The 20,770-nt window shown below is 44.5% G+C and carries 26 protein-coding genes; 11 read left to right on the top strand and 15 right to left on the bottom strand.

Features of this window, described 5'->3' with window-relative positions; genetic code table 11:
* Nucleotides 1-7 precede the first annotated feature (7 nt).
* Nucleotides 8-1,654, bottom strand: coding sequence for an NACHT domain-containing protein (locus QUB06_RS22160; protein ID WP_333437098.1), 1,647 nt, complete (start codon nt 1,652-1,654; stop codon nt 8-10).
* A 162-nt stretch (nt 1,655-1,816) separates the two neighbouring features.
* Nucleotides 1,817-2,035, bottom strand: coding sequence for a helix-turn-helix domain-containing protein (locus QUB06_RS22155; protein ID WP_006632503.1), 219 nt, complete (start codon nt 2,033-2,035; stop codon nt 1,817-1,819).
* Between the two features lie 298 nt (nt 2,036-2,333).
* Here QUB06_RS22155 and QUB06_RS22150 point away from each other — a divergent pair, with 298 nt between their 5' ends.
* Nucleotides 2,334-2,804, top strand: a complete 471-nt coding sequence (locus QUB06_RS22150; RefSeq protein WP_333437096.1) for a hypothetical protein — start codon at nt 2,334-2,336, stop codon at nt 2,802-2,804.
* A 105-nt stretch (nt 2,805-2,909) separates the two neighbouring features.
* Here QUB06_RS22150 and QUB06_RS22145 read toward each other — a convergent pair whose 3' ends face one another.
* The 10 genes from QUB06_RS22145 to QUB06_RS22100 form a co-directional block, all read right to left on the bottom strand.
* Nucleotides 2,910-4,298, bottom strand: coding sequence for a UDP-glucose/GDP-mannose dehydrogenase family protein (locus QUB06_RS22145; protein WP_333437095.1), 1,389 nt, complete (start codon nt 4,296-4,298; stop codon nt 2,910-2,912).
* Nucleotides 4,299-4,498: 200 nt separating this feature from the next.
* On the bottom strand, nt 4,499-5,437 hold the full coding sequence (locus tag QUB06_RS22140; RefSeq protein WP_333437094.1) for a UDP-glucuronic acid decarboxylase family protein: 939 nt from the start codon (nt 5,435-5,437) through the stop codon (nt 4,499-4,501).
* Nucleotides 5,438-5,993: 556 nt separating this feature from the next.
* Entirely contained in the window at nt 5,994-6,392 is a 399-nt protein-coding gene (locus QUB06_RS22135; protein WP_333437093.1) for a DUF5615 family PIN-like protein, read from the bottom strand.
* Between the two features lie 6 nt (nt 6,393-6,398).
* Complete coding sequence (locus tag QUB06_RS22130) at nt 6,399-6,710, bottom strand: DUF433 domain-containing protein (protein WP_333437092.1); 312 nt, start codon at nt 6,708-6,710, stop codon at nt 6,399-6,401.
* A 97-nt stretch (nt 6,711-6,807) separates the two neighbouring features.
* Nucleotides 6,808-7,200: an HNH endonuclease signature motif containing protein gene (locus tag QUB06_RS22125; RefSeq protein ID WP_333437090.1), complete on the bottom strand. Its 393-nt coding sequence runs from the start codon at nt 7,198-7,200 to the stop codon at nt 6,808-6,810.
* Nucleotides 7,201-7,232: 32 nt separating this feature from the next.
* Complete coding sequence (locus QUB06_RS22120; protein WP_333437089.1) at nt 7,233-7,592, bottom strand: hypothetical protein; 360 nt, start codon at nt 7,590-7,592, stop codon at nt 7,233-7,235.
* Nucleotides 7,593-7,650: 58 nt separating this feature from the next.
* Entirely contained in the window at nt 7,651-7,833 is a 183-nt protein-coding gene (locus QUB06_RS22115; protein ID WP_333437088.1) for a hypothetical protein, read from the bottom strand.
* A gap of 12 nt (nt 7,834-7,845) precedes the next feature.
* On the bottom strand, nt 7,846-8,148 hold the full coding sequence (locus QUB06_RS22110; RefSeq protein WP_333437087.1) for a type II toxin-antitoxin system RelE/ParE family toxin: 303 nt from the start codon (nt 8,146-8,148) through the stop codon (nt 7,846-7,848).
* A 6-nt stretch (nt 8,149-8,154) separates the two neighbouring features.
* Nucleotides 8,155-8,412, bottom strand: coding sequence for a type II toxin-antitoxin system ParD family antitoxin (locus QUB06_RS22105; protein WP_333437086.1), 258 nt, complete (start codon nt 8,410-8,412; stop codon nt 8,155-8,157).
* A gap of 338 nt (nt 8,413-8,750) precedes the next feature.
* Nucleotides 8,751-9,239, bottom strand: a complete 489-nt coding sequence (locus QUB06_RS22100) for a helix-turn-helix domain-containing protein (RefSeq protein WP_333437085.1) — start codon at nt 9,237-9,239, stop codon at nt 8,751-8,753.
* Nucleotides 9,240-9,441: 202 nt separating this feature from the next.
* Between QUB06_RS22100 and QUB06_RS22095 the strand changes: the two genes are divergently transcribed.
* From QUB06_RS22095 to QUB06_RS22080, 4 genes are all read left to right on the top strand, one after another.
* On the top strand, nt 9,442-10,416 hold the full coding sequence (locus QUB06_RS22095) for a hypothetical protein (protein ID WP_333437084.1): 975 nt from the start codon (nt 9,442-9,444) through the stop codon (nt 10,414-10,416).
* Nucleotides 10,417-10,427: 11 nt separating this feature from the next.
* Nucleotides 10,428-10,832: a hypothetical protein gene (locus tag QUB06_RS22090; protein WP_333437083.1), complete on the top strand. Its 405-nt coding sequence runs from the start codon at nt 10,428-10,430 to the stop codon at nt 10,830-10,832.
* A 149-nt stretch (nt 10,833-10,981) separates the two neighbouring features.
* A complete protein-coding gene (locus tag QUB06_RS22085; protein WP_333437082.1) occupies nt 10,982-11,239 on the top strand; it encodes a hypothetical protein in 258 nt (85 codons plus the stop codon).
* Between the two features lie 202 nt (nt 11,240-11,441).
* Entirely contained in the window at nt 11,442-11,996 is a 555-nt protein-coding gene (locus QUB06_RS22080) for a hypothetical protein (protein ID WP_333437081.1), read from the top strand.
* Between the two features lie 182 nt (nt 11,997-12,178).
* Here QUB06_RS22080 and QUB06_RS22075 read toward each other — a convergent pair whose 3' ends face one another.
* Nucleotides 12,179-12,583 (bottom strand): transcriptional regulator, encoded by a 405-nt coding sequence (locus QUB06_RS22075; RefSeq protein WP_333437080.1) that lies wholly within the window; start codon nt 12,581-12,583, stop codon nt 12,179-12,181.
* Nucleotides 12,567-12,866: a type II toxin-antitoxin system HigB family toxin gene (locus QUB06_RS22070; RefSeq protein WP_333437079.1), complete on the bottom strand. Its 300-nt coding sequence runs from the start codon at nt 12,864-12,866 to the stop codon at nt 12,567-12,569. The genes QUB06_RS22075 and QUB06_RS22070 overlap by 17 nt, the downstream gene beginning before the upstream one ends.
* Nucleotides 12,867-13,072: 206 nt before the next feature.
* Between QUB06_RS22070 and QUB06_RS22065 the strand changes: the two genes are divergently transcribed.
* The 4 genes from QUB06_RS22065 (at nt 13,073) to QUB06_RS22050 (ending at nt 14,784) form a co-directional block, all read left to right on the top strand.
* On the top strand, nt 13,073-13,453 hold the full coding sequence (locus QUB06_RS22065) for a hypothetical protein (RefSeq protein WP_333437078.1): 381 nt from the start codon (nt 13,073-13,075) through the stop codon (nt 13,451-13,453).
* A 32-nt stretch (nt 13,454-13,485) separates the two neighbouring features.
* Nucleotides 13,486-14,067 (top strand): Imm30 family immunity protein, encoded by a 582-nt coding sequence (locus QUB06_RS22060; RefSeq protein ID WP_333437077.1) that lies wholly within the window; start codon nt 13,486-13,488, stop codon nt 14,065-14,067.
* A 130-nt stretch (nt 14,068-14,197) separates the two neighbouring features.
* Nucleotides 14,198-14,395 (top strand): DNA-binding protein, encoded by a 198-nt coding sequence (locus QUB06_RS22055; protein WP_333437076.1) that lies wholly within the window; start codon nt 14,198-14,200, stop codon nt 14,393-14,395.
* Complete coding sequence (locus QUB06_RS22050) at nt 14,395-14,784, top strand: type II toxin-antitoxin system death-on-curing family toxin (RefSeq protein ID WP_333437075.1); 390 nt, start codon at nt 14,395-14,397, stop codon at nt 14,782-14,784. The genes QUB06_RS22055 and QUB06_RS22050 overlap by 1 nt, the downstream gene beginning before the upstream one ends.
* A gap of 389 nt (nt 14,785-15,173) precedes the next feature.
* On the opposite strand, the gene lepA is transcribed toward QUB06_RS22050, so the two are convergent.
* Nucleotides 15,174-16,988, bottom strand: coding sequence for a translation elongation factor 4 (gene lepA / locus QUB06_RS22045; RefSeq protein ID WP_333207713.1), 1,815 nt, complete (start codon nt 16,986-16,988; stop codon nt 15,174-15,176).
* Nucleotides 16,989-17,316: 328 nt separating this feature from the next.
* Here lepA and QUB06_RS22040 point away from each other — a divergent pair, with 328 nt between their 5' ends.
* On the top strand, nt 17,317-17,544 hold the full coding sequence (locus tag QUB06_RS22040; RefSeq protein ID WP_333051858.1) for a hypothetical protein: 228 nt from the start codon (nt 17,317-17,319) through the stop codon (nt 17,542-17,544).
* Between the two features lie 563 nt (nt 17,545-18,107).
* Entirely contained in the window at nt 18,108-20,003 is a 1,896-nt protein-coding gene (locus tag QUB06_RS22035) for an ATP-binding protein (RefSeq protein ID WP_333437074.1), read from the top strand.
* Nucleotides 20,004-20,770 lie beyond the last annotated feature (767 nt).

The following is a 20,770-nucleotide window of genomic DNA, read 5'->3' as shown; positions in this document are numbered from 1 at the left end:
CTGGCAATTAGTTTCTACCCGTTCCCCCCCGAATGTCAAGCCTGATTTTGTTAAGAAAGATGTGAGTAAGGCATAGCCTTACCAAGGGGGGGTTAGGGGGGGTTAAAAACCGATCGATAGTTTCCCCATCTTCTCTTGTCCCCCCCCTTACCAAGGGGGGGTTAGGGGGGGTTCCAAACCGGGGGTTAGGGGGAGTTCCAAACCATTTATCAATAAACATTTCCACCTGTTCGGGATAGGAAAACTCCAGAGTGCGATAAGTATCAAATGTATCCAACGCAGAGCCGATCGCATCCCAAACATTCTGCCGACAACTTAGCACAATTCGCGCCTTTTGAATACAGCCGCCGGTTCTAATTTGCCGCTGAATTTCCGCCAAAGAATTCCCATCTCCGACAGCCATCTCATCCGCCCCATCCAACACCAACCACACGCGCTCAGCATTAAACTGTGCTAAAAAATCATCCTTAATTTCCGCAGTCGCCTCAGCCTTCCCAATTCTCTTAATAGCCGCCAGCAGCCAATTATCAAATAAATACGGCTCTAATTCCTTCCCCTGCAAATCCGCCAAGGATACCCAAATTACAATCGCCTCGGAAATGCCCGCCGCTACCCAATTCGCAATCTGCCGCAACAGCGTTGTTTTCCCCGCCGCCGGTTCCCCAATAATTCCTAACCGCTTGCCATTGCTTTCAGGGCTACTTCCTTGCTGGATAACTTGCTCAAGAAACTCGCTGTGTTCAAATTTTTGGGTAACTTCCTTTTCCCGGTACAAATCCGAACCTTCCTCAGCCGCAACATCCTCGCGTCGCTGAGTCACTTTCTGCCGTTCCACCAATCCCAGCGGCACATAAACATCATCTATTTGATGGTTGCCAAAAGTTAGCTGATTGCTAGTAAGCCGCTGCTGTTCTTTCTCCTCTAATATCTGCTGGCAAATATCCCGCCAGTCAATCGGCACGTAAACAATCCGGCTCTTTTCAACTATCTCCTCAAGCAAAGCCTTTAGCTGTTCAATCAAAGCGTGACTTTCGGCGGTTTGGGTATCATTCCGCGTCAAACTTTGCGCTGTAAAAATATGGAAAACTTTTTCATTGTCCTTGATTTCCTCGGCAAAGTATGCAGATACTAAGCTAAACAAATTTTCGGTTAATTTAGCTTGATAAAGTGTGACATCACAATCTTTGAGAGCAACTTCCAGCAGTTTATTTTCAGCTTGTTGAAAGCGATTTTGGCTGAACTCGCTTCTGGAAGTTAGCAGCAATTCTATCTCATCTAAACCTTCTATTGGAATACCAGAAGGGGCTGTTTCTTTTTTAACCTGCTTTAATTCTGTTTTTAACTGCTTAATCTTCTTATCTAGCCATTCTAAATAAGGACGGTCTTGAGGCAAGTAAATGAGGAATGCTTTAGAAGCCCTGCGAGACGGCTCAACCAATTCTTCATAACATTCTGAGGCGATTTGTTGCTGAGCTTTCAGGAAAGAACGTTTCAGCGCTTTTTCTAAATCGTAATTGACAATTTTACCGTTTTGTGAGAAGCTTTTTATCCCCTTCAAACAGAGGTGCTTGACTGCTTGATTGGCTTGAGTGCCGACTATCCCATCGAAAGCGACCTTGAGAAGATATCCCAATAATAGCCCAGCATCTAGCATTTGACGGTTCTCCTAATTTCAGGCTCCAAGCGGGTTATTTCAATAATAGGCGATCGAGTTTGCTTGCGGGCGATCGACAATTGCTGAAATCATCACATCAAAACTTCGATCGTCCGATCAAAAGTCGATCGCTCAAACATTGAATTTAGGCAAAACGTTCAACTATTTTTCGAGGATTACCACGAAATCCTCAATCATCACATCAAAAGTTCGAGCCAGCTTGTGGACTGCTGCAAAGTCAACCATTGCCATACCCTGAGAACGGGCATAATTGCTAATGGTACTGTAGCCCACGCCCGATCGCTCCGCAACCTCTTTGAGCGTCCATCCCTTCTCGGCAGCCAACTCTCGAACCCGCAATCTGACTAAGCCTTTGCTCATCTTCACTATTTACAAAATTTTGGATTTAGTATAATATATCAAAAAGCGATCGCCCCGGTCATTCGATTTTAGATTTTAGATTTTAGATTTTAGATTGACTCTAAAGATGAATCTGGGAGCTTGAACGTTGGTCGAAAATTTTGCGCCTCTCATGGCAGAAGTCGGGGCTTGTCTCCGTTTTGCGGCGGAGTCAACGAAACTAAAGACGATCGCCAGTTAAAATTAATCCCGACAGATTATTTCTGTCGATCGCACTTAGCAGAGATAGATTTAGCTACTACCACCAGATGCAAGTACAATGATATCAGAAAACCAGTTAAGATCGTCAACGATCGGCGCATCAAAAATTATTCACAAATCGTCGATCGTCAATCCGCGATCGAGATTTGTCACCGAAGAAACAGTAGCACTCCTGTTCAACATATCACCCGAACAGATATACCGGATCGAATGCTGCCACAACGTGGTGTACGTTCATGCCAAAGGCCTGAGTCGATTTGTCAGCTACGCCGATTTCCCCCCAATCTTAGAAGTAAAACCGCCCTGTGCTCAAGATTTTGTGGGATGGTACAAACGCTGGAAACGGACACAAGCACCAGAATTTTGGACTAAATTCTATACGTATAACTTCAAAGCGGCTGTTTCAGTTGACAGCTTACTTGAGTGGGGTAAATTAGTCGCTACAGTTAAATCGGTAATTTCTGCCTCAGCGCTGCAACAGCTACGAGATGTTTACGCTCAAGAAAAAACATTGATGGAAAATTTTTAAAGCAGTCGGGGCAAGTAAACCCGCGATTGTTGGTCACCAGCAAGATAAATGTAAGGTGCGCTTCGGCGCACCCTACGAAAGAGAGATTCTACTCAAAACTCTTCTTTACCTTCCAATCCCCACATATTGGAAACCAGCCGCTTCTAAAGCCTTCTTGTCTAAGAAATTGCGGCCATCAATCATCACCGCATGATCCATCAACTTCGCCATTTTCTCGTAATCTAAATTGCGGAACTGTTCCCAGTCAGTCACCAACACCAAAGCATCGCAACCGTCTGCCAACCTTTCCGGGTCAGTTTCTACCAAAACTCCCGACAAACCGTGACGCATCCCAGTTTGAGAAACAATCGGATCGTAAGCTTTAACTTTCGCTCCCAACCGATTCAAACTCTCGATTAAATTCAGCGCTGGAGCATCCCGCAAATCGTCAGTATCCGGCTTGAAAGTCAAACCCAAAAGTCCGATAGTTTTACCTTTGAGAATCTTCAAAACGTGCTGCAACTTTTCAATAGCAATGAAACGCTGGCGTTGGTTAACTTCCACTGCCGCTTTCAGCAAATGCGCCTCGTAACCGTAATCGTCAGCAGTGTGAACTAAAGCCGAGACATCTTTGGGGAAACAAGAACCGCCCCAACCAATGCCAGCTTGCAGAAACTTGTTGCCAATCCGTGAATCTAAACCGATACCTCGGGACACTTGAGTAACATCTGCACCGACGCGATCGCAAATATTAGCAACTTCATTAATAAAGCTAATCTTCGTAGCCAAAAAAGCATTAGCTGCGTACTTAATCATCTCCGCTGAACTGATATCAGTCATCACCACAGGAACCTCCGGCAAAGACTGATTTTCTGCAAACTTGCGATCGACAATCGGCTTGTATAACTGTAGCATCAGATCCATAGCCCGCCGAGAGTTGCTGCCGAGAACAATGCGATCGGGATTAAAAGTATCGAAAACAGCACAGCCCTCCCGCAAAAACTCCGGGTTGCTAACCACATCAAATTGAACACCTTTTTTTGCTGCTACTTCCTCACCAGTAACCTCATCACCGCTGTGAGGTTTTTGACGTTCTGCTAAACCGTCTAGTACAATTCTTCGCACCCAGTCCCCGGAACCGATGGGCACTGTAGATTTGTTTACGATTACTTTGTAATCGCCGTCGAGGTGAGCTCCAATTCCACGAGCAACCGCTTCCACGTAGCGAGTATCGCTTTCCCCAGTAGGCAAAGGAGGCGTCCCCACGGCAATAAACAAAATATCCCCGTGAGACACTCCTGCAGCTAAATCCGAAGTAAATTCTAGATTGCCCGACGCAGATGCAGAGGACATTAATTCAGACAGTCCGGGTTCAAAAATAGGCGACTGTCCAGACTTCATCAATTTAACTTTTTCTTCGTTGTTGTCTACGCAAATCACGTGGTGGCCGATGTGGGCCAAACAAGTGCCGGTGACTAAGCCAACATATCCTGTACCGATAACGCAAACGTGCATAGAAATCTCCTCAAAGTTAGTAAATAAATCAGATGAAAACGAAGGAAGAACGAAGAAGGGAGAACGAAGAAGGAAGAAGGAAAAATATCTTGTAGGGGTAGCGCCCCCGTGCCTACCCCTAGAGGGCAACCACGGGGGGTTTGCCCCTACCAATCTCTGGGCCCACCACGGGGGGTTTGCCCCTACCCCTCTCCCAGTCTCTACTTTTGGTTTCCCTCGATGCGATCGCGAAAATCCTTTATAGTCAACTCTAAACCTTGATCCAGCGGCACAGTTGGCTCCCACCCCAACCAAGTTTTAGCACGAGTAATATCCGGTTGTCGCTGTTTTGGATCGTCTTCCGGCAGCGGTTTAAAGATAATTTCTGCCCCTGGATTAATCGTGTTTTGAATTTTTTGTGCCAGTTCCAATATAGTGTATTCGCCGGGATTCCCCAAATTCATCGGCCCGATTTTGTCGCTATTCATCAAACGAATAAATCCTTCCACCAAATCAGAAACGTAGCAAAAACTCCGCGTTTGGGAACCGTCGCCGTATACTGTCAGCGGTTGATTCCGCAAAGCTTGAGCAATAAAATTGCTCACTACTCTGCCGTCATTTTCCAACATCCGCGGGCCATAGGTATTGAAAATTCGCACAACTCGAATGTCTACCCCATTTTGACGGTGGTAATCAAAAGATAGGGTTTCAGCTACTCGCTTGCCTTCATCATAACAGCTCCGAATTCCGATACAATTAACGTTGCCGCGATAATCTTCTGTTTGTGGATGTACGTCAGGATCTCCGTACACTTCCGAAGTGGAAGCGAGAAAGAATCTTGCTTTTACCCGTTTGGCCAATCCCAACATATTCATCGTGCCGATGACGTTGGTTTTAATTGTCTTGACAGGGTTGTACTGATAGTGTATTGGGGAAGCGGGACAAGCCAGATGGTAAATCTGATCTACCTCTAACCGAATCGGTTCCGTGATGTCGTGGCGGATCAGCTCAAAATACGGGTTGTCCAGCCATTTGAGGATATTGCGTTTAGTCCCGGTGTAAAAGTTATCGAGGCAGACTACCTCCTGTCCTTGGGCCATTAAGCGATCGATTAGGTGGGAACCGAGGAAACCCGCACCGCCTGTGACTAAAATTCTCATTGTGGAAACTGCCGTTCTGTTTAGGGGTAGGACTGTGGTACAAAAATTCAGTCGCTCGAATGAAACTTACTAATAGAATAACAAAATTGCGATCGACAATGGAAAGACTTATGCGTCACTTTTATAAAATCTTTAATTAACTTAGCATTTTCAAATACTTTGAACAAAGTGCTATAATTCGCAAATGTGGGTAGCAATTTTTATTTAAGCTTTAATATTTCCGAAAAAACACTCTTGACATTAGTTATGTTATTTGTTAGTGGTTATTGGTTATTTGATGACTTCGGTGTGATGTTGGGGGATGTCCTAGGGGATAGCTGCGCTTCACGGGCTTGTTGGAAAATATGTTAATCCAGTTTATATAAACAGGGCTGACGCGCGTCGAGGCGAGAAACTGGGTTTTTTTCGTAGATATAGTTGAGAAAGTAAATATTTTTCAGAGAAACCCGGTTTATTTGGCCTTAGTCCCGATGAACCAACTGCGACGACGAGAATTAGAAATATATAGTATCGTTAGGCGATCGCGGTGGAATCTCAGCAGCAGTTAAAGTCACAATTATTCTGAATAAGACTTTGGGTATTCCTGAAGTATAAATGTCTGTTGACTACCTTTAAGATTCTGTTTCATCACCCGAAGCAGACGATTATCCATCGGCTGTATATCTTGGGTGAAAAACTCATGAAGTACCTGCACTTTGCCTGCATAGTCTCGATCGGCTTTACAAATTACAATTCCTGCATGATTTGAGGTTGTAGAATGGAGATTGATGAAATCTTGACGATTTTCTGTAATGACTACTCGCCCTGCATTTGTCGCGTACATCAAGACTTCATCATCGGGAATTTTTTGATTGGCTTGTCCGGCGCCCGAGGATGTCAAAACATCATAGCCACGCGATCGCAGTAAATCAACCATTGCGATCGGGAAGTTTTCGTTTGAGTAAAACTTTAGCATTTTTAGTTACTCATTTTCAGCAAGCCACTGCTCGATTTCTTCTCGGTTGTGTTCGTAATAGTTCGCAACCGCTTGCAAATCTTGAAGGGTGAGTCCTGGATAATTATAGAGAAGTTCGGATTCAGTTGCGCCCTGTTGTTGGTAGGCGATAATCGTCCAGACGGGAATGCGGGTATGGCGAATTCGCGCTGCACCGCCACAAATTCCTGGAGTTTTGTGAATGGGATGCTGAAGGGTTTGGACGAATTGCAGGGTTTGTGCTAGCAAGTCATCAGGGAGTGTTTCAATGGTTTGGAGAAGTTGTTCTTTGATGGTCATAATCGATCGCCAAAATCTAAAGAGGATATTGTGTTGGGATTACAGCCGACCTATAAGCATCCGTATACAGGTTATGGTGTGGCTTGAGCACGATCGATTAATCGGGTTTTGTTAACGATCGAATTTTGATCGATAGCTTACGTTCGGCCAGATATTCTGCACGATTAACCTGCAATAAACGCACAGTGACTCGACCGATCGCAGTTAGAGGTTCGATTGTACCACTTTCAGTTTGAAGTTGAAGATGGTCTTCCCAGCTATCTTTTCGAGGGTTGTAAACTCGAACCACTTCATCTGTTTCTGGATCGATCGAGGCAATGTCGCTGCCTTTATTTTTGTTACAAATTGAGCAAGACAAAGCCAGATTATTTTCTACTGTTTCGCCGCTATGTTTTTCGGCAATGATATGGTCTATTTGATGAGACGAGAGGGCGAGTGTTTCTGGGATTAAACAATATTCACAGTATCCGTTGGCGCGATCGCATACCATTCGTCGCAGACTAGCTGAAACGTAGGTTTTACTTATGCTGCCTCGCTCAATTTCAGCAGGGCTTGCGCTTTGGCAATGCGTACTAAATGTTCGACAAATTCGTATTGCTGCCACAGGCGCTGCTCGATCGGTGTGAGTCCTTCCGTGCGGTTTTTCTCTAATAAAGTATCGATTTCCGCTTGAAGAGAGTCGGATAAACGCAGGGCTAATATTTCTTGTGGCGATGGTAAACTTGCTATAAATTCTAATATCTGCGTGAGTCCCGAAAATCCGCTTGAAGGATTGGCTTCGACTTCCCTCAATCCCAGCATCAAAATCTGTGGTAACTCATCTTTGAGAGTATCTAGCCGCCGTGCTAGTTCGTCGGGAATTTGAAGGGTAATTGTTGCCATTTTTTTACTCACTGACGCTCTCATTGAATGGTAGCACAATAGACGACGGGAATTATAATTATATAGTGTCGTTATTGCATAGCGGTGGAATCTCAGCAGCAGTTATAGTCACGATTTTACCATCACGCCAGATACTAATTGATTGTCCTAGTCTGCAGTGTTTTTCATATGCTTCGGCAATTGCTACTTTCACACCTGCATCAATTTTTTCATATAACTTAAGGAGTTCTTCTTCAGTCATTTGATTCCTAACCTATGCTCCATTCTCTTCAAAAAAAGCTTCTAAATCCCGATCGCCTGTGATAATTCTCATAATTTCAATTCCATCGTTCGCGATGCGGTAAAAGATAATGTAGTTTTGCACAGGAATACCGCGCAAGTAGGGGCGAAGTTGACTATAACTGCGTCCCATCAGAGGAAATTGTGTCAAGTAGCGGCATTTTTTAGTGAATTCATCGATGAATCGTTCGCCTGCTTCAACGTTGCGTGCGACGAAATAGTCTGCGATTTCGTCAAGGTCGCGAATCGCTTCAGGTGAGATGATATATTTGCTCATCAAGGATTATACCGATCGAGCTTTGTGAAATTTGGCTCTAATTTGAGCGATCGCCGTTTCACCATCCACTCCTTCACCGCGATCGAGTTGTGTGGCGGCGATGTCGATTTTGGCGCAAACTTCTTCTACCCAGCGATTGTATCGATCGCGTTTTTCCAGCAGCCGTAGCGCGTCAGTAATGATTTCGGTAACGTTGGTATAGCGCCCGCTAGCGAGTTGGGCTTGGATGAGTTGTTCTTGTTCGGGGGTGAGGGTGATACTCATAGGTAAAGATCGGCTGGCTATTGTTTTATTGCAGTTCGGGGGGATTGCACGTTTGTCTCTATTCTATTCTAATCTATGACTGATGCGTTACGTTGCACTAGCAATACCTACTACTATTTATCGATCGCAATCGCTAGTTCGTCGCGAATTTGAATGGTAATTCTTGCTATTGTTTTTAGTCACTGACGCTCTCATATAATCCTAGCACAATAGAAGTGCGATCGCCCTTTTTTGAGAAATGCGGTGTGCGATCGCCCCGCGCGATCGGGTAAAGGTGCGATCGCGCTTCCTGATTTTAGTCGCTTCACGCTACCAATCTGTTGAATAGCGGCCAAATTTTAGTTAGAGTTGTTATCGTTGATGTCTAGATTTTGTATTGAGAGTTCTGAAGGTAGCGGTACAGTTATTTGTAGGAAAACATCAATTGTTATTTGATTATTATCACAAATTATATTAGTTATGTTAACTTTACTATTTTCAGATAAACCGTCTTGAATAGGGAATTTAGCAGGTGGCTTAGTTTTATATCCAGCATCCTCAAGCCATTCAGCAATATTTCTCCAGTTACCTATCTTTTCATTACATTTGCCGATCAGACCTTTAACATACTTATAGATACTAGCGCAGAGGTCACTTTCAACGCCTTTAGCATCCTTCCCCAGCTTTTCGGCCATTTCACCAGGACTGTAACCACAAAGTAACCCCCGCAAGTGTAGCTTCTCAACGGGGGTGAGTCGTTTTCCCTTAGCCGAGGCCAAGTCTGTGTAGAGGGTTTCCAAGTCCCACTGGTGGGCGGCTTGGGTGAACTGCTCGTTTGTGGGTGCCATAGGTTGAGGGGTAGAAAATTCCTAATGGAATCCTAACATAATTCCTGATGAGTGCTAGACAAAAGCTAAGATTGGTTAACTTATGATAAGTGGAAGAGCCGATCTAGCTGCAATGAGTCAAAATGACGAGGCAGCTAGCTTGAAGTCTTTAATGACTATACTCATTGAGCATTCCTGAATCATTAGTTTTGAGAAGAATTTTATGATTTTCATAATACCGATTATCTTAGGTGCTGCTGCTATAGCGGCTTCCGCTCTTGGCATAGGAGCTGGTATTGCAGGTGTTTCGGACATGAACGATGCAAAAAAAATTGGCGAGAGCGCTCAAGAACGCCATAAACGTGCTTGCAATCGTTTGAAAAACGAATGGGAATGCACTCAAGAACTTGCAGAAGAGTACGGTCAACTGCAACTAGATATCAAAATTCATACTATTGGGAGATTTGTCAATTTTCTTGAGCGTATTGGTCAGCGTGGTTCTCTAAGCGACAAGCAGTTTTTGGAGGGATTAGAAGGCATTTCTATTCAGCAGATTAATGAGTACAAAGCTGCGGCTTTAGAAGCAGAACAATTTGTCAAAGGTGGTTTTAAAGCTGCTGGGGCAGCAGTAGCGGCAGGTCAAGGTGCAGTTGGCTTGATCGGACTGTTTGGGACAGCAAGTACCGGCACTGCGATCGCTGGGCTCAGCGGTGCAGCAGCTTGGAATGCGACTCTTGCATGGCTGGGAGGTGGTTCTCTGGCTGCTGGTGGCGGTGGCATGGCAGTTGGTACAGTTGTACTGGGAGGTATTATGGTTGGTCCAGCCTTGGCAATTGGTGGCTTCATGCTTGCTGGTGAAGGTGAAAAAGCTTTGACAAAAGCACGAGAATATGAAGCCAAGGTCAATACAGAAATCGCTAAAATTGATGCTGCTAAAGACTTTTTGGAAAGAGTCCAGCGACGGATTGATGAACTTAACTATGTGGTGAATAACTTGAACTCTCGTGCTGTTCTCGGACTTAACGAACTTGAATCCCAGGCATTCGAGCGAAATAAAAATGCAGATGTGCGTAAGTTGCAACAGGTAGCGCTTCTGGTAAAATCGCTTGCAGAAATTATGAAGACCCCTGTCTTAGATAGCGAAGGAAACCTCAACCCTGCGACTGCTAAAATCCAAGCTAAATACGGTACTATTTGAGGCAAGTTGACATGATAGCAAAAGAAGTTTCGCGAGGCATCTCAAAAATCACCAGTCCTGCTGAATGCTTACAGGAACTTGTCTCAGCTTACACTGAGTACAAGATGGTGGCAGAGCAGGAGCAGACTAAACGGCGTCAAATTGATGCCTGGGAAAAAACAACCATCGCTCAGATTAAAGCCCAGAGCGATTGGATGATGGACTACCTCGATCGCTCATTTGATGAGCGTGCAGAAAATTTTCGCGATCTTTTTAGCGTAGTGGATTCGGCAATAGCTAGTGGCAATAATGAACAGTTAGCATTAGCTTTACATTCAATTACAGAAATAGCTAAGTCGAGTCCTTTCCAAGACCTTGCAAACTTAGCATCAGTAAAAGCTGCACTTAATGATCCAGACCATGAATGGGTGTTTTGATTCACCTTTATGAGTGTGGGTTGCCCCTTCACCTATCCCCTTAAATTGAAAAGCGATCGCCCTTCACGTCCAAAAGTGCGATCGCCCTCCTAAAATTAGTTAATGGTATAATCATCGATCAAATACCATCTAGGACTAAACCAATTATTTTGAATAATGGGACAGATACTTCTGAAGACACTCCAGAAGTTATAGAACAGGATATAATAGACCAAACGATTGAAGTAGGAAGTGGTTGTGACTGGAGAGGCAGTGGAGTAGAACCTCAGTGGCATAATCCAAAATCCATCAAAGCTTACGACCATATCGATCGCCATCATGGCCCAAAACTGAAACCCCTTAATTTTAGAGGCAGGGCGGCATCCAAAAATCAGCCTCAAGGCCAGTGGCTAAATGCTCAAGACTGAGTAAAAGCTGAACAAGTCACACCGAAATATCCCGGTCGTTACATTATAAATTTCAAGCGTTCTATTGGGAAAGTTCACTATCCAGATGGAACAATAATTGAAAATGTTACCCATGCTTTTATTAAAAGGAAACCAGATGGAACATTCAAATCTGCTTATCCTGTTCTCAATGATGCTACGCTGTCCTCATTAGATAGGAGCGATGATGATGAATAACTATAGCAATTTTACAATTCACCTAGAAGAACCTCATGGCGAAAAATATGCTGACGCACCAGATGACACATTAGGAGAACTTTCGCATTTTGAACTAGGTCTGAAACTATTTTGCTTTGAATGCGATCGCCCAGTATCAATAGAAATCGGTGAAGAAAAACTAAACGTTTTTTTAGACCCCGATATCTGTATGCTGCTAGAAGATGAACTCCCCAAAAAACTCAGTGAGTTATCCCAAGGAAAACCCATCAACATAGAATTTGTTGAAAGTGTTTGCATCACTCTGGAATTACAGCCCTTAGCCAAGGATCGAATTAGCTGTAATTTAAAAAAATTTGGATATTTATCTCCAAACCAGTTTACCCTAAAATCCAGAAATCAACATTTTGAACTGAATAAAACTCAAGTCATAACAGAGTCAAAGGAATTTGTCGAACAACTTATGGAAATGGCTCTAAATGGTGGCTATATCACCCTCGAAGAAAAGCAAGAATTCCTGATGCCACTCCGCGAAATTGCTCCTGCTTCGGCTATCTCGTAATTAAGTGCGATCGCCCTTAATCTCCAAAAGAGCGATCGACAAAGAGGTAGATTGCGATTTACTGTTGGGTGAGGGCGGGTTTATTCAGATTGTTGGTACTTGTTAGATATTGTTGGTGAACCCGCCCCTACAGAACTTCATCACATACAATTCTGAATTAAATCGAAATGATTTCACTTCCCTTAATTACAAAACAAACTCGGCTCTACATGAAAAAAACTCCCCAGAATCAATGCCAACTCTTTACCAATATCTCGATCGCCATTAACCACTTCATACACTCTTTTTTCAGAGCCAATAACTCCCACCAAGTCAGCAGGTTGTAACTCTCTTTGTTCCATCAAAAACAGCAGTATTGAATGAGGCGTTGCTGTGGTTCCTGGTGCGTAATATTCCTGCTCAAATTTTTCAATCAATACAATCAGCAATTCATATAACTCATTTTCTTCAGGAGTGCGATCGCGCTGGTGCATCAACTCTTCCACAATAGCGAGAGCTTTCTCATTATCCGCTTCATTTCTAATTATTTTCGGCTGGTACTGAGACAATAACTCTTTGTATTTATCTGGATTAAAAGTAAGGGTCATTTTTCCATTTCTCCTTATCATACTCAGCATGGGTGAGAATATATTTGATATAAATTAATTTGATTTCATAATCAATACTAACTATTAATCGATAGTTGTTACCTTTGATATTAAAAACTGTAAACCCCCCAACAGCTTCGGCTTTCGGAAAAACAGATTGTACCTCAATTAAGTTAGACCATTTAGCCTTGCTAGAAATTTTAAACCAGTTATCCAAAGCTTCCCCGCAATCAGCATGAGTTTCGCTGTATTCACGCACCCGTCGGTAGCTGATTATGTGCATCTACTATAAGCAATTTAAACTAAATTTTAGTTTAGCTCAACCAATTCCTTTGGTCAAGGGCGTGAAGCGCAGCTATCCCGTAGGGAATCGCCCTTAATGTCCAAAAGTGCGATCGCCTCCCATTCACCAAAAGTAATCTTCCATGATTTAATTACAATAGCGAACCCTTTTGCACTATCAAATAAAAGGCATCCTCAAAAACCAAAGTGGCAAATAACATACCTAGATTACTTCCAGGTGAAACCACAGTCGGACAATTTGGCGACTTGAACAAAATCCGCCGTACAGGGGATAACCTTACACCCCATCATATTCCATCCGATGCTTATATGAAACAAATAGGAATCTCTGGTTACACTAGAAACAAGGGTATTGCTATCTTGATGGAACAACCATATCCGGGAAGGGGTGGTCGTCATCGGCGTACACAATCCTACGGACAAAGACCAGACTTTAGTCTATCACCCCGGCAAACTCTAGCTCGTGCCGTGTGGGATGTGCGATCGATTTATCGCCAAGATCGGCTGTATACACCACAAATTAGGCGGAATTTACAACAAGTCATCAAACAAAACAAACTGGCATAGTCGGGTACTTTTGATAAAGTGGGAGAAATAAGATGAACGTTACTCAATTAATAGAAACATTAAATGCTAATAAATTCATGCGCTCTGATGAAGAAGTAATGAGTTTTGAATACGCTTTAGCCGAACTTGCCCTACATCTTAACAGCCAATATTTGCCAGAACTCTATCTGGTTTTAGATGACAGATGCGAACAACATGAAGTCATGTATGGTCTGATTCATTTTCTGGAGTCTTTTGAGCTCAAAGACCAGTTGCAGGCGTTTATTGATACCATAGACCGGATAATTGTTAATGCTAAAGAATGGACAATGATTCTACTTTATGGAATTCTCAATCAGGATTTAGCCCGGAGTTTATATGGCGAGATGTTACATTCTACTGATTCTCAAAATCGGGATTTATGTACGCATTTGCTGCGCGAAATAGCCGCTAATGAATCCCCTCCTTTATCTTCCCATGCTGAGTCAGTGATTTCCGGCGCAACTGCGATCGACATTAATATTGATGAAATTCAGAGGGATCTGTCGAGCTTTCTTAAACTCATTCAAGATGGGAATATCTTGGTACTCTTGCAAGACGATCGGCCAATAGCCGAAATTAAACCTATCAAATAAGATGCAAGCCGCTCTCAGGATGAGCGATCGCCCTTTTGCTCCAAAAGTACGATCGCTCTTTTAAAAACCCTAACTCCTGCTCAGACAGTTGACGTGCTACACTCAGAGTATCGTCACAGCCACAAACAGAATGCAAACCATTACCATCACAATTCCAGACGATCGCCTGCACAAGCTCCAAGAAACCGCCAAGATCCTCGGCGTTTCCCTAGAAGCATTACTGCTTGCCGGTGCTGAAAACTTGCTCGCACCACCAGAAACATCGTTCCAGAATGCTATGGAATACGTCCTCAAAAAGAATGCTGAACTTTACCAAAAGCTCGCGTAATGCGCTATCTAACTTTAACTGAAGTCTTAGAAATTTATCGGCGCATTATTGAGCAGTCGGGCGGAGCATTTGGCATCGCTAATTTAGGAGCCTTAGAGTCAGCTTTAGCTCAGCCGCGCATGACGTTTGGCGGGGAGGAACTTTACCCAACTATCGTCGACAAAGCTTCAGCCCTTGGATTTGCTTTGATTAAAAATCATCCTTTCTTAGATGGTAACAAACGCATCGGTCACGCAGCAATGGAAGTCTTTCTAGTTTTGAATGGCTTGGAGATTTCTGCACCTGTGGAAGAGCAAGAACAAATTATATTACAAGTCGCATCAAGCGCGGTGGCCCGCGATGAATTTACTGAGTGGCTGCGCTGTCATATTGTTCCTAATTCTATTTGATAAATTCTGGCTCTGAAAACTAAACTTTATTATGCCACAGTGCGATCGCCCTTAATCTTCAAAAGTGCGTGAAGCGTAGTTATCCCGTCGGGAATCGCTCTTAATCTAACTTCCCTAACTCTTTATATTTATCTGGATTTAAACAGTCCTGGACGCACTCCGAGAAAGAAACCGGGTTTTTTACCGAATTTACCGTGTGTAACCAAGTATGTCGTAAAAAACCCGGTTTCTGGGCCCCCACAGGGACGGGCAAGATGCCCATCCCACAAGAAAACAGACTCTTTGTGGAACAGGCATTTTGCCTGTTCTAGATGACTGCAAACAACTACAAAAAACTGACTCTTTGTGGAACAGGCATCTTGCCTGTTCCTGACAAAAAGCCACACAGATTACGAATCCCGATCGAGCTTCAGCACAGCCATAAAAGCCTCCTGCGGCACATCCACAGTACCCACAGACTTCATCCGCTTCTTACCCTTCGCCTGCTTTTGCAGCAACTTCTTCTTCCGCGAAATATCACCGCCGTAACACTTCGCCAACACATCCTTCCGCAAAGCCGGAATGTGCTCCGAAGCAATCACCTTCGCACCAATTGTTGCTTGAATCGGAACCTTAAATTGATGGCGGGGAATCAACTCCTTCAGTTTTTCCGTCAAGCCGCGGCCCACATTGTAAGCCTTATCGCGGTGTACGATCATCGCCAAAGCATCAACCGGATCGCCATTAATTAAAATGTCCATTTTCACCAACGGATTTTCGCGATAACCGATGAGGTGATACTCCATGCTCGCATAGCCGCGCGATCGCGATTTCATCTGATCGAAAAAGTCAGTCACCACCTCCGCCAAAGGCAACTCGTAAACCAGCGTTGTTCGGCCTTGACTCAGATACTTCATATCCATAAAAATGCCCCGCCGACTTTGAGACAGTTCCATCAGCGCGCCCACATAAGTTTCCGGCGACAGCATTTCTACCCGCACATAAGGTTCCTCAATTTTCTCGCGATACTGAGGATCGGGCAAGTGGCTGGGATTGTCAATTGTTAATACTTCTCCTTTAATTGTTGTGATTTGATAAACCACAGAAGGAGCCGTAACAATCAAATCCAAATTGTATTCTCTCTCCAGTCTTTCTTGCACAATTTCCATGTGCAGCAAACCCAAGAAACCGCAGCGGAAACCAAATCCCATCGCACTCGAAGTTTCTGGTTCGTAAGAAAGCGCGGCATCGTTGAGCTCGAGTTTTTCTAAAGCTTCCCGCAAATCTGGAAATTGGTCAGCATCGATCGGGAACAAGCCGCAAAAAACCATCGGCTTTGCTTCTGTATAACCCGGCCAAGGCTCCGGTGCCGGCTTTTTGACCAAAGTAATCGTATCGCCGACGCGAGCATCAGCTACGGCTTTAATTGCTGCGCCCAGATAACCAACTTCCCCCGCGTGCAGTTCGTCTACTGGAACTTGAGTCGGTGAAAGGATGCCCAATTCATCGATGACATATTCCTTACCCGAAACCATCAACAAAACTCGATCGCCCTTTTTGACACTTCCGTCCATCACCCGGAAATACACAATTACCCCGCGATAAGGGTCGTAATAACTGTCAAAAATTAGCGCCCGCAGCGGTTTATCAACAGTATCCTGCGGCGGCGGCACCAATTCGACGATCGACTCCAAAATCTCATCTATACCAATTCCTTCCTTAGCAGAAGCCTCAATCGCCCCGCTACAGTCCAGACCGATAATTTCTTCAATTTCCCCTTTTACCCGTTCCGGTTCTGCCCCCGGCAGGTCAATTTTATTTAAAACTGGAATAATTTCCAGATTGTTTCCCAAGGCAAGGTAGACATTTGCCAGGGTTTGTGCTTCCACGCCTTGAGATGCGTCTACCACCAGCAGCGCCCCTTCGCAAGCAGCGAGCGATCGCGACACCTCGTAAGAAAAGTCCACGTGTCCGGGAGTGTCGATCAGATTCAGCACGTACTCCTGACCGTCCTTGGCAGTATAATTCATCCGAGCCGCTTGCAGCTTGATTGTAATGCCGCGTTCGCGTTCGAGATCCATATTGTCTAAAAACTGCTCCTTCATCTCCCGTGCCTGCACAGTCCCAGTCGCCTGCAACAGGCGATCGGCCAAGGTGGATTTTCCGTGGTCGATGTGAGCAATAATCGAAAAATTGCGAATGCGAGATACAGGGACGTTAGTCATGTTTTTTATCGAAGAGCTAATCGGCAAAGGATACTTTTTGTTGTATGATTACACAAGCAAGAGTAGAGTGCTTACTTCAACCTCTTACTGGGGATTGAGATGAAACCACAACTGAGGCAAACCTCAAGAGTATCAGTTATTAGCCTTTCAAGTGTCCGATCGAGCCCGGACACCCAAAAGGAAAAAACTTTTCTCTCTCTCATTGTACAGAAAGCGGTTAAGCGGTTGAGGAAAGGTTGGGTGCAAATCAGGGACTGCCAATATCTAGTTCAGTCGGTTGTCATCAAAAGAATTGAAACTTAAGAATTAAAACTAGGATTTTTAAACTATGAGCGAATCAAGAATACCATCCCACAGTTCGTCAGAAAAAGTCGAACTGTCCATCCATATCGATCCTGAACTGCTAGACCAAATTAAGCACTTGACGAATGACCCCAGCAAAGTCATTGAAACAGCAATCAAGCAGTGGCTCCGAGGCGAGCGCCGGGAAGACGAGCTGGCTCTGAGTTTACGCCGCAACCCCCCAGTCCCGCCGCGTGGTGAATGGAACGACTGAGGTGCTCTCGCCCCAGACGGCGCGCGCAAATCTGCGGGGTGTGAAATTTAGATCGCACGGGCGATCTCCTGCAGATTTCGTGGCTAAAGCTACAGGTGGTGGGCGAGTGAACTCGGCTCAATCACAACCTCGGAACTATTCTAGGTGAGGGAAAAAATGCGTGAGCCATTTCCCGACTTGAGTTGTTCGCCGCCTCATATTTTGGCGTAATTTTCACAGTTGATAGTTAATCGGTGCAGATTCCTAATTTCTCAATCTTAATTTTTATCTTTAAATTACCCAAAACGGCTGAGAACGAATAGTTTGGAGTTTTGAGTTGAACTCAGAATTAAAAAATTAATATTTTCTGAGTTCATTAATCACTCAAAAGTCAATAGTAGAAGCCAAAATTTTTTGCAAAGTGTGAGTTGGGAGCGATTAATGTTTAAATTAAAAAGCCAACAGCTTTTTAATTGATTAATAACTCACAAATCAACAGTAGAAGCCCCAACAATGGGGAGTCTTGAAATCTTTATTAAAAACTCAAGACTCCAAAATACGAACTACTTTCATCCCCTACTCTGATGGACTCTAACACAGATTTTCGGCGATCGAGCCTCGCCTCTACAGTTTTTTTTCAAGAGTTAGGGGCAGAATTAGTATTTACCCAAGACGCCTCTGGTCGATATCTATCTTTTTACTGGCAAAAAGCCGAGCAGTACAACCTTACAGCAGAACAAATTGTCGATCGCCCCCTCAGCGAAACCCTGCAACCCATTGCCCCTGCGCCTTATCTCGATATCCTGCGGCGGGCGCTCGAAACCCTCGTACCGCAACGGTTCAGCTATCCATTTTGCCACGGCGGACAATATTTTCTCTTCGATTTGACACTCACTCCGGCGATCGACTCAAACGGCAAAGCTACAAAAGTCTTAGTTATGGGAAGGCTGCTGTCTGACAAACCCACAGACAGACGGCCCGAATCCCCAGAATTTATGCTCTATCGAGCTTTGCCATCCCCCTGGGACGCCCGCCAACAAATGTCGCTTCCAGCGAGCCGTATCCCCGGTCGATCGCTCCCTCCCTACTCGGAAATCGACCGTAAAATCATCTCCCAAATCGCTCAAAACCTGCACAAAACCCTCGATTTAGACACAATTTGGCAACAAACTGTTAACAGCTTGGGTCAAGTTTTGAACGCGAGTCGCTGCATCATCTGTTCCTACAAAAAAGACAGCGAAAATCTGGAAACCTCCCCCTTCCTTGCCTCTGAAAATCAGCAAAATTCGACGGCAGCCGCCGAATTACACCAGTCAATAGCTAGCGACCCCTCGCTCCCGCTTTCCCCTGCTCAAATCGAAAATCTCCAATCGAAAACTTTTAAAGTAGTAGCTGAGTACCGCCAAGAAGCTTACTCTTCTATGCTGGGATTAGAACTGCGCGCAGCCGAACAGCCAGGGTGGATTCAAACTTTAGCCACCTTAAAACCAGTAGCAGTCGATTACGCCTCCCCCGCCGCCGATCCCTTCCACCGCCATTCCGTGCTCGTAGCAGCTACCTCCTATGAAGACCAACCCAATGCACTGATATGTTTGCACCGCTGCGGCAGTTCCCCGAAATGGAGTCCTGTCGAACTCGAATTCGCCCGCGAGTTAGTCGCTCAAGTCGGCAGTGCGATCGCCCACGCTACACTTTACCAAGAATTAGAACAGGCTCGCGCCGAAGCCGTGGCTCTTTCCCAACTTAAAAGTCAATTTCTTGCTAATACTTCTCATGAACTCCGCACCCCCCTCAACGGCATCCTCGGCTTCCTAAAACTGCTTATGGACGGCATGGCAGATGACCCCGAAGAAGCGCACCAATTTATCGAAGAAGCTTACCGCTCAGCAGTACATTTGTTCAATGTGATTAACGATATTTTGGATGTCGCTAAAATCGAAGCTGGCAAAATGGAGTTAGACCTCGCTCCCGTCAAACTCGGTGAACTGTTGCAACAAGTTGAGGATTTTACACGGGTTCAAGTCGAGCAAAAGCGATTGCAATTTCAAATCCAAAAACCCCCTGTGGAGGACGAGATTATTTTGTATGGCAACTACCAACGTCTGCTTCAAGTAATCTTGAACCTCACGGGCAATGCCATTAAATTTACCGGGGAAGGGGGAATTCGCATCAGTGCCGAGGTTATTAAGAAAAAGGTGACTGTTCACAACCAGCAGTTCCCCGGAATGGTAAAAATTCGAGTCGCTGATACTGGCATTGGCGTTTCTCTCGACAAGCAAGATAAATTATTTGAGTCCTTTTTTCAGGTGGACGGCGATCGTACCAGGCAATACGGCGGCACCGGTTTGGGATTGGCTATTTCTCAAAAACTCGTAGAAGCAATGGGGGGTACAGTAAATTTTTACAGTATGGGGGAAGGACTCGGCTCGACGGTTACTTTTACTGTGCCGCTTTATCAAGAACCACTATTTAAAAATTAATCATATCGATTCCGGTTGCACTCCTTATCATTGTTGACTGTTGACTGTTGACTGTTGACTGTGAGTAAAAAAATGAAAATTGCGCGAATTATTTCTTGGCCGCTTAATTCCACTTTACGCCCCACGATGAAGCGCGGATTTGATATCATTCCGGCGCAGCCGGAATTGATATTACCAATTACCAATTACCCAACTGTACCTTACTCACTTAAAAATTACTATATTCCTGTATCCGTGAGTTCCGTTGCGTGAATAAAAGTCATCGATAATTGGTAATTATCCTACAAACACAGTTCGATCGCCCCTGTATCAATTTTAACTTTTATCCATCGCCAATCTCCCTCCTTGGGGGCTTGCAACTGAGATCGATCGCCCCCGCCACTTCCAATCCCCACCCAGAATTCGCATAAATCAAATCCGGGGTACGGATAACAAAGCTCATCTTTATTTGTCCGCTGGGCTCTCACACCTCCGAGTAAACCCGCGCACACCGCCAGCTTTACAAAAACTTAATGCCAGCTTATACGACTGATTAAGCTTCCCAACCCCCTACTGTAAAGGATTATTAAGCATACTGGACGCTCTCAGTTCTCTGTGAAAATCATAAAGATCTTGTAAAGACACCGAAACTACTTAGTAATGTTTGACGGGGTGTGGGAAGATTTAAGTAGAATTACGTAATCCCTAAGTCGGGCAGCGGCAGGCTGGCAAATTCAGTAAATTCCTGCTCAGTTGGCAGAATGGTAAACTTTTGCCAGTCTATTAGA

Source organism: Microcoleus sp. D2_18a_D3 (genome assembly GCF_036702455.1).
Lineage (GTDB): Bacteria > Cyanobacteriota > Cyanobacteriia > Cyanobacteriales > Microcoleaceae > Microcoleus.
This window is presented reverse-complemented; position numbering and strand designations above follow the sequence as displayed.

Bases quoted from the DNA above. Each gene is read 5' to 3' on its own strand.
- QUB06_RS22160 (WP_333437098.1), bottom strand. From the start codon at position 1,654: ATGCTAGATGCTGGGCTATTATTGGGATATCTTCTCAAGGTCGCTTTC.
- QUB06_RS22155 (WP_006632503.1), bottom strand. From the start codon at position 2,035: ATGAGCAAAGGCTTAGTCAGATTGCGGGTTCGAGAGTTGGCTGCCGAG.
- QUB06_RS22150 (WP_333437096.1), top strand. From the start codon at position 2,334: ATGATATCAGAAAACCAGTTAAGATCGTCAACGATCGGCGCATCAAAA.
- QUB06_RS22145 (WP_333437095.1), bottom strand. From the start codon at position 4,298: ATGCACGTTTGCGTTATCGGTACAGGATATGTTGGCTTAGTCACCGGC.
- QUB06_RS22140 (WP_333437094.1), bottom strand. From the start codon at position 5,437: ATGAGAATTTTAGTCACAGGCGGTGCGGGTTTCCTCGGTTCCCACCTA.
- QUB06_RS22135 (WP_333437093.1), bottom strand. From the start codon at position 6,392: ATGCTAAAGTTTTACTCAAACGAAAACTTCCCGATCGCAATGGTTGAT.
- QUB06_RS22130 (WP_333437092.1), bottom strand. From the start codon at position 6,710: ATGACCATCAAAGAACAACTTCTCCAAACCATTGAAACACTCCCTGAT.
- QUB06_RS22125 (WP_333437090.1), bottom strand. From the start codon at position 7,200: ATGGTATGCGATCGCGCCAACGGATACTGTGAATATTGTTTAATCCCA.
- QUB06_RS22120 (WP_333437089.1), bottom strand. From the start codon at position 7,592: ATGGCAACAATTACCCTTCAAATTCCCGACGAACTAGCACGGCGGCTA.
- QUB06_RS22115 (WP_333437088.1), bottom strand. From the start codon at position 7,833: ATGACTGAAGAAGAACTCCTTAAGTTATATGAAAAAATTGATGCAGGT.
- QUB06_RS22110 (WP_333437087.1), bottom strand. From the start codon at position 8,148: ATGAGCAAATATATCATCTCACCTGAAGCGATTCGCGACCTTGACGAA.
- QUB06_RS22105 (WP_333437086.1), bottom strand. From the start codon at position 8,412: ATGAGTATCACCCTCACCCCCGAACAAGAACAACTCATCCAAGCCCAA.
- QUB06_RS22100 (WP_333437085.1), bottom strand. From the start codon at position 9,239: ATGGCACCCACAAACGAGCAGTTCACCCAAGCCGCCCACCAGTGGGAC.
- QUB06_RS22095 (WP_333437084.1), top strand. From the start codon at position 9,442: ATGATTTTCATAATACCGATTATCTTAGGTGCTGCTGCTATAGCGGCT.
- QUB06_RS22090 (WP_333437083.1), top strand. From the start codon at position 10,428: ATGATAGCAAAAGAAGTTTCGCGAGGCATCTCAAAAATCACCAGTCCT.
- QUB06_RS22080 (WP_333437081.1), top strand. From the start codon at position 11,442: ATGATGATGAATAACTATAGCAATTTTACAATTCACCTAGAAGAACCT.
- QUB06_RS22075 (WP_333437080.1), bottom strand. From the start codon at position 12,583: ATGACCCTTACTTTTAATCCAGATAAATACAAAGAGTTATTGTCTCAG.
- QUB06_RS22070 (WP_333437079.1), bottom strand. From the start codon at position 12,866: ATGCACATAATCAGCTACCGACGGGTGCGTGAATACAGCGAAACTCAT.
- QUB06_RS22060 (WP_333437077.1), top strand. From the start codon at position 13,486: ATGAACGTTACTCAATTAATAGAAACATTAAATGCTAATAAATTCATG.
- QUB06_RS22055 (WP_333437076.1), top strand. From the start codon at position 14,198: ATGCAAACCATTACCATCACAATTCCAGACGATCGCCTGCACAAGCTC.
- QUB06_RS22050 (WP_333437075.1), top strand. From the start codon at position 14,395: ATGCGCTATCTAACTTTAACTGAAGTCTTAGAAATTTATCGGCGCATT.
- lepA (WP_333207713.1), bottom strand. From the start codon at position 16,988: ATGACTAACGTCCCTGTATCTCGCATTCGCAATTTTTCGATTATTGCT.
- QUB06_RS22040 (WP_333051858.1), top strand. From the start codon at position 17,317: ATGAGCGAATCAAGAATACCATCCCACAGTTCGTCAGAAAAAGTCGAA.
- QUB06_RS22035 (WP_333437074.1), top strand. From the start codon at position 18,108: ATGGACTCTAACACAGATTTTCGGCGATCGAGCCTCGCCTCTACAGTT.